Raw genomic sequence first — 7,284 nt, 5'->3', positions numbered from 1 at the left:
TCGGCGAGTTGGCGGAGTGGTTACGCAGCGGATTGCAAATCCGTGTACACCGGTTCGATTCCGGTACTCGCCTCCAAATAAAATCAATAACTTAGATACAATCCTCTTGCCGAGAAAACCGGCTTAGTCTCTTCTTAGTCTCATCTAAAGTTCGGTTCCGCGATGTTCCATGATGTTCAACGACGTGAAACTAGAATCGTGTTTCAATTCCGGACACCATTTCCCAGACCGGTCATTGACGCTTGCTGCAGCGAATTCACTCTAGATTTGCGTATTCCCCGGAAGACTTGGTGGCAAAACATGGTCGGGTGTTGGTCTTGTATTATGAGCGAGTTTTATGGGTTTGGATTTTTTAGGGTGGTGTTCATCTGGTAAAAAATGGCGTGAGTATAGCGTTTCCAAATCTAGCGGATTGCCTATACCGCGATCGAGACACGCAGGGTTAACCGGGTAAATCCAGAGGCTTGGCTCGCAGATCAGTTCTGGAGCACATCAAAGACTATCCCGCCAACCACATCCGTGAGAACGCCACTCTATCGCCAAGCGGCAGAGAGCTGCGATCGAAGTAAAAGACGTAGCCTGATCAGATCCAGCGTTGATGCTTAGCTTTGGGAACCAAGTTCCGGCACTACAGATTCCAGGAGCGTCCATAGCCTTGCGCCCGCTTCCACGTCGTCTAGCGGGCTAGGACAGAGAAGCGTACAATCGCGGGCCTGTGGAATAGTTTCTAACTCACTCCATTCACCAGAAGGTGGTGGAAAAACTACGAACCCGCCCAGCGGATGACATCTGACAATTTGATCTCCGAGAACCCAGCCGATTGTTCTCCTATACCGTTCAACTATTTGAGGTTTCGCTTTCATTTGATCAGTATTCTTTTTGTGGTGCTTGGGCGTTGCCAAGGCAGCATCTCCAACTAAGAGAGAGTTAGCACTGCTCGTCATGATTCTAATTAGGTAGTCAGGCGAACATTTATCCTCTGACCCGAGAAATGGACGATTACTATTTATTTCTTGATGGTGCGCTGCCCACTCTAATGCGGGAACGGCACGTTCATGAACTGGCGGCATATCTGTATAGTCGATGAAAGCCGGTTCAGCTTCAAAATCGAGTTTGATTGTTATCCCATCCCTTTCGAGATGCCAAGAGAACCGCTTCTCGGATTTGATCGACTCGACTGAACATATGCCTGAAAACTCAAGTTTTCTGAGCTGTTTCGCTATCCATACTATCCCCCACAGTTCCCATAAATGGTTAAGCATGACCGGCGGATAACTTGATAACTTTGATTCGTTCTCAGCGATAGCTTCTGATCGGTTTGGCGCAAAAGCTCGAAGCAGCAACCGAAGCCGATGATCGCGCTGGAATAGAGGACTAAGCTGGATTGGCGCGCCGATTTCAAGATGGTTTATGTATTGGGGTACACGGGAGCTCAGTTCATTGGAACGTGTCAACAATGTATCAAATCGATCTATTGCTGAATCAATTTTGCTCTGACGCCCATCAGGATTCTTAAGGGCAGCTTGGGCTCTTTCCACTCTAATATCTGCCTCAAGGCTGTCAGAAATATCGCGCAGTTGACCCGACCTACGCATCGCCCATTGCGAAACAAGCGCGTTTTCGGGCAGCGGTGTGTCCGATCTCGAGATGGGACCGAGCTCCATGAACGGATTGCGGCGAATTGAGTCAGCAGCAATAATTTCGGCTTCTATTTGGTCCAAAGTTTCCGGTGGCAATATCGATTGCGACTTGTTCAGTGGAAGACTCCAGCTGCGGCCATTCTCCGTCGGATCAGGTGTTTCGTCCCATGCTACCGAAATTCCAAGTTCTGTCTCAACATCAGTCACCATTGTCAAAACATCACGATAACTTAGAAGGGCTGTCGGGATCACGTAACAACGTAGCTGGCAATTTTTCGGTACTTTGAGGACGGCACTAACCTCGCCAAACCGTCGCTTTCTGGAAAGTTCTTCAGAAAGGTCCCATAGCTGCCATTGCATACCATCTTCGCTTTGTTTCAGCTCAAATTTCTTCTGCTTATCCTGGAACGCGGCGGGATGGCCTTGAGTCAAAATTTCAAAAAAAGGTTGATCATCACGGATCAAGTAGCAATTCGCAGGATCCCACGGGTACACAACAACGGTACCATCAGCCTCCCACACTCGCACGGCTTTGATGATCGTTTGTTCTACTGCCAAGGCGAAACGAACCCTAAACGAGCTTGTCGCCTTGCCAGTTTAAGACGGCGTTGCGTTATAGGTAACTCCTCTAAATTCTCAGCAAATTGTTCGAGAGCCTCTAGCGCCGGCGAAAGTTGATCGAACGCGCCTGAGAGTTTTATAAGAATTCTACTTGCGATCAGACGATCAACCAAATCGCCCCTATCGAGCAAATTTCTACCTTGCAGGTCAAGCCGATGATGCAAGTTGAGCATCGCCCAAATATCATTGAGTACACGTCGTGATGGAAGTAGATCTTCACGAAGCCCATGTTCTTGAACTGCTTGGTGAAGTGCATTTACGACGCCAACTATTCGTTCGTCCGAAATCGGGCCGGTCTGCGGAACTTCAGGTAGACCGTGAAGCGGTGTGAATTCCCTAGGCCAAGTTATTTTCGCAGGCAGAGCAATGTTCAAATTGGCTTGGGAAAGCTCAATCAAAAAGCATCTATCTAGCACTTTGGGTGACGGTGGGCGCGAGGATTCGTCGATATTCAGCGTCCCAAAAACACGGCAAGATGCAATACTCTGATCAGGTGAGAGTTTACGGTTGCCGTTCTCAAACGCGTGGAACAATCGAGATAGATAATATTCAGGCCGAGTGAGGTTGAACTCATCGAACAGAACCAAGTGCGCAGTTTCGGAATCTGTGAGAAGGGCGGTCAGTTGACCTTCTGCTTCAAAAAGAGGGCTGTCACTGTCCCAGTGCGCTTGGACCGCCACATCATGAAAGCTGGCATCTGGCTCCTTGCCCAAAATACTGGCAATGACACGGACAAGTGTCGATTTTCCACATCCGGGTGGACCAGCCAGCAACACAACTGGGCGCACAGTTAGAGCCAGAAGAGCAACAACAATATCTTCGAAACAAACCTCAGGAGTTTCGGCTTGAAATACGTCACGTATCGAAGTCAGCGCTTGAGTGAATTCTGTATCCGGAATTCGCCAGCTCCACGGGTCGGGGGTTTCTGTTTCAGAATTAGAGTTAGCCGAGGGTCGAATTGTCTTCGGTTTCACCTTGCTAGTAATGTGTTCTCCAACGCCCTTCTTTGAGTTTTCCAAGTTAATTTGAGGATCTGTAGGTGCATTCACTTGACGTTTTTCAACTCGACCAAGTCTTGTTTCTGGCTGGTTTCTCCGAGATGCTGCTTCCTTGTCATCTTCAATGATTTCTGTTTCTGCATCATCCGTTGCTGCTCGAGACGCCACTTGTTTCAAATCAGCTGTAGGGACAGGATTACCTTTTTCGTCAGATGCTAGATCAGTATGGGATGTATCCCCATCCCGTACAATCCGCTCTAATTCTTCTGCTGAAATCCAACCACGTTCTGCCGTCACCGCAACAATCTTTGACATTCCGATATCGAAAATGACATCGCTGGCGGCGTCTACCGCCAACGCGCCTGACGGCATGGGCTCGTCATAAGGGTTCGGAGAAAGCTCTTCTCTCCTACGCAACCTACCTGCATCGAACCAAAGATGCCCAACTTGTGATGCGTGATTAGACCTGATTTGCGCCTTTTCGTTGTTCGGATCCCAACTCAATTCGAACTCGGTAGGTGTTTGGTTCACGTGTGTCGGCAAGAATTTACTACCCCGTCTCGCCTCGACTCCTGCCGTTACAGCAGGGACAAGTCGAGTCTTGGGCTCCGAACCGTTAGAAAGAGATGGAATGCCATCAATAACGCGCTTCCCACCATCATCGACAAAAGGATCATCTGGATCCAGCACCGTGATAGACTGCTCTCGTTCGCCTTTATGTTTGATGCCCAGTACCAATGCATGGGGAAGTGTACTTTCGAGTTCTGCGGTAAAGAGCGCGCTGCCCTCGCCTGGTGCTTCGCGAATGCGTGGAGGATCATAACGATGCAGAATGTGGGCTAGTCCCCCAGCTGCAGCCGCGATGGAAAATGCACTCCCAACCCTCAGAACTGAAGGCCTTTTAACATCTGGGAAAAGTGTCTCAAACATCGCTTCTTCGAAACCTGGCAGTTGGCTTGTCCCTCCTGCCAGTAATATGGTGTCAATCAACCGGTGTGCATCATCGGCTGAACTAACTTCACGTTCTCTCAGACGTGCTTCACTTTTCTGCCTAGCATCCTCCGAAGAGACCTGATTATCATATAGCCGTTCGCGTAGGCTTTCAAATAGCGGGCGCAGTTCCATCCAGAGTTCGGTGGAGACCGCTTCTAAGTGAGATTTTTCAATTGCCGTTGACGATTCAGAAATGCTTATCTTTTTGCCAGTTAAACTGACCTGTACTTTGGCCTTTTCAATTTCGCGCAATTTTTTCTGTGATTCATCAAGGCCCAACTGATCGAGCAAGCGCTTGTCGACCCAGCGGCCAGCATGATTATCACTGTCTCCACGTAGTGCACGCAGCCGCAAGTCACGTTGGGCACCCTTTGAATCCACATCTAGAATTTTGCCATCGCGGCGGCTCACAATAATTGTCATGTTTGCTGTAGCCGCACCGATGTCAACGACGAGAATGATATTATTCTGTCCCGCTTCCAGCTCCAAATTTTGTTTGATTAGGCGAAAATATTCCGCAACCATCTCTGGTTCCGGGAGAACTACTACGCCTGGAATTACGGCTTCTAGAGCACCCTTGTAACGTTTTCTCGAGTCTTCGTCCGAAATCGACGGCATAAGTACATACTTGCGTCGTGACTGATGCTCCTCAGGCAGCATGTTCAAGATTTTCCGCAGATATTCCCGAAAAACTTCTTCTCTTACTAGGTCTCTAAATGGTGTTTTTGGGTCGGCTCTGTCAAAAATGATCTGTCGCTTCGGTTTGCCATGCAACATCCAGTCTTTAATATCGGTGATCTCATATGACCATCCTCCCTCGCCCGGTGGATCGAGCTGGAGGTCCCATTGTTTTCGGTCGTCGACTTTTGGATCCGCCACGATAAAACAACGCGCTGAATGATGAGGTTGATCGCCGGACCTAACTAAGAACCTAAATGCGCTTTTATCCATTAGGAACTTGATCTAAGTATTTGTTTTTCATAATAACCTCTTCATACTTTGTAAGCGCTCAGGTGCGACATTAAATGCCTTTATACGTTGCGGCTTGATGATAGTACGTCTATTCCAATTCACTTTCGCCGCGAGAGCCGGTTTTCCATACTTGTTGGCTTTTGCTGCGTATTCAGTATCCGAATACTGGTTATTAATCCCGCTGAAAACAAGGGCGGATTGGGCACGTAAACGTCTTCCATGCTTCATCTGGGCGTATACAAACTCTAAGCACCGGCACCTGAAATATACGCGGGCAAGCCTGTAGATTGGGGAAATGAAGAATGTTTGGTACAATCCTACCCAGAGGCAACCATAGAAACTTACTCAATATGACCTCAGAGTGGTTGTCCAAACTCTGAAAATTGGTCAATCGGTAGTTATGAATTATTTAGCAATCCAAAATCAAGCTACCTCTGGAAAACCATCATCACTCTGATGTTTCAGATTTATTCGCCACTGCGGAACATCCACTTTTCGCTTTTTGTGCTCATCTTCACCTTTTCTTTGCTTCACTAAGTCGAGTACCTTTCCCAGAGCCGACTTATCGTGAGATTCAATAAAAGTTCGATCTGTGTGTCGATGTGGTTCACCAGAGGGGACATCCTTGCCAGTTTCGGCCATCTGCACCCAAGAATACGGCTCAAAACACGGTTTTTTCTCAGTCACCGTCCGGTTCGAGAACGTGTATTCAACGAATATCCGTTTTTCCGTCGGTTTCAGGGATTCGTAAAGCCCTGTAAGGTTTTTCATCAGTTCGATAAACTTCGCGTTGTTAGCTTCTATCTCGGCTGGATCGGGCAGATTTCGCAGTTCCTCGTTCAATGTCGACAAACGCAGGGTCGCATCCCTTTTCTTGGTCAGATAGGTCTCATTGTCGAGCGTGCCGTCGATTAGAAGATCAGCCGCGCGACTCAATGCCTGTTCGACCGCACCCGTTCGAAGCTGAAGCGATTTCCGCATGTCGTCAGTTGCCATCGTTGCTAGCTGGCTGTTCCATCGGCTGACCAATTCTGACGCATCCTCTTCCGAAATTTCAAGCCGCCTTAGCGCCGCACTGACATGGCTATCCAGGACATCTTCCCGCACGGTTTTTGTTGCACACTCGCGACCTTGGCATCGGTAGTACACTCGCCCTTTCTGTAGTTCGGGTGACATAGGACGGCCGCAAAGACCACATCGAAAAAGCCCTCGAAACAAGTGGTTGTGCCGGGTCACCTTTGGACCGCTACGGCCGGATTTTATATCCTGCACCCGGCGAAACAAAGTTGCCGCTATGAGCGACTTGTGAACGCCCTTGTACGTCTCACCGGTTCGCTTGATTTCGATGAGTCCGGTATAAAACGGATTGTTGAGAATAGTTTCGATGCCATGCAGACTCAGTGGCCGTCCCCCATGATTTCGCAAACCCTGATGATTCATCTCAGACTGCAGACTGCGCAAAGAATGCTGGCCCGACGCGTAGAGTTCAAATAATTCACGGATCAGCGGTGCTTTTCGCGGGCAAGGTGTCTTTGGCTTGCCTCTACCGTTGTCCAAATAGCCAATTGGAGCCCGGAATGGATACAGCCCCTGTTTCAATCGACCACGTATGCCTTTTCGGCATTCCTCGCGCAAATTCCGGATGAAATCGGCAGCTATCACCGCCAGCATATCGGCGGTCAGGCGTCCACCACGTGAATTGAAATCCAAACTTTCGGTGGCCACATAAACCTGGATACCTTGATCGGGCAGTTCGGAGACGATCGCCCAATCCTTCAGATTGCGTGCGGAGCGGTCGATCTTGTGCATGATCATTCCCGAAGCCTTGCCGCGTCTCAGTTCCCGGAGCATTTTGTTGAACACGGGCCGCCCGCTTTTGGCGGCGGTTTCCTTTTCTTCAAACCATTCAATGACGTGGAGATTCTGGCGACTCGCAAAGATCTCTATGGCATCTTTTTGTTCCTGGAGGGAAACCCCTTCACCTTGCTTCTGGGTGCTTACTCGAATGTATCCAAAACACGGTTTCATAATTTGTTTTCAATGTCTTCAGACTCTACCAC

3 protein-coding genes and 1 tRNA gene are annotated in these 7,284 nt (G+C 48.8%); 1 reads left to right on the top strand and 3 read right to left on the bottom strand.

Annotated elements, in window-relative coordinates:
* Window positions 1-2 precede the first annotated feature (2 nt).
* Window positions 3-76, top strand: a tRNA-Cys gene (locus ACSHWX_RS16080).
* Window positions 77-602: 526 nt separating this feature from the next.
* Here ACSHWX_RS16080 and ACSHWX_RS16075 read toward each other — a convergent pair.
* The 3 genes from ACSHWX_RS16075 to ACSHWX_RS16065 all read right to left on the bottom strand — a co-directional run bounded on the left by ACSHWX_RS16075 (window position 603) and on the right by ACSHWX_RS16065 (window position 7,252).
* A complete protein-coding gene (locus tag ACSHWX_RS16075; protein ID WP_435669254.1) occupies window positions 603-2,198 on the bottom strand; it encodes a hypothetical protein in 1,596 nt (531 codons plus the stop codon).
* Complete coding sequence (locus ACSHWX_RS16070) at window positions 2,189-5,203, bottom strand: AAA family ATPase (protein WP_435669253.1); 3,015 nt, start codon at window positions 5,201-5,203, stop codon at window positions 2,189-2,191. The genes ACSHWX_RS16075 and ACSHWX_RS16070 overlap by 10 nt, the downstream gene beginning before the upstream one ends.
* Window positions 5,204-5,647: 444 nt before the next feature.
* Window positions 5,648-7,252 (bottom strand): recombinase family protein, encoded by a 1,605-nt coding sequence (locus ACSHWX_RS16065; protein WP_435669252.1) that lies wholly within the window; start codon window positions 7,250-7,252, stop codon window positions 5,648-5,650.
* Window positions 7,253-7,284 lie beyond the last annotated feature (32 nt).

It is taken from the genome of Maritalea sp. (assembly GCF_051251695.1).
GTDB lineage: Bacteria > Pseudomonadota > Alphaproteobacteria > Rhizobiales > Devosiaceae > Maritalea.
The sequence above is the reverse complement of the archived record's forward strand: the minus strand, read 5'-3'. Positions and strand labels throughout refer to the sequence as shown.

Excerpts from the sequence above, each read along its gene's own strand:
- ACSHWX_RS16070 (WP_435669253.1), bottom strand. The coding sequence starts at position 5,203 with ATGGATAAAAGCGCATTTAGGTTCTTAGTTAGGTCCGGCGATCAACCT.
- ACSHWX_RS16065 (WP_435669252.1), bottom strand. The coding sequence starts at position 7,252 with ATGAAACCGTGTTTTGGATACATTCGAGTAAGCACCCAGAAGCAAGGT.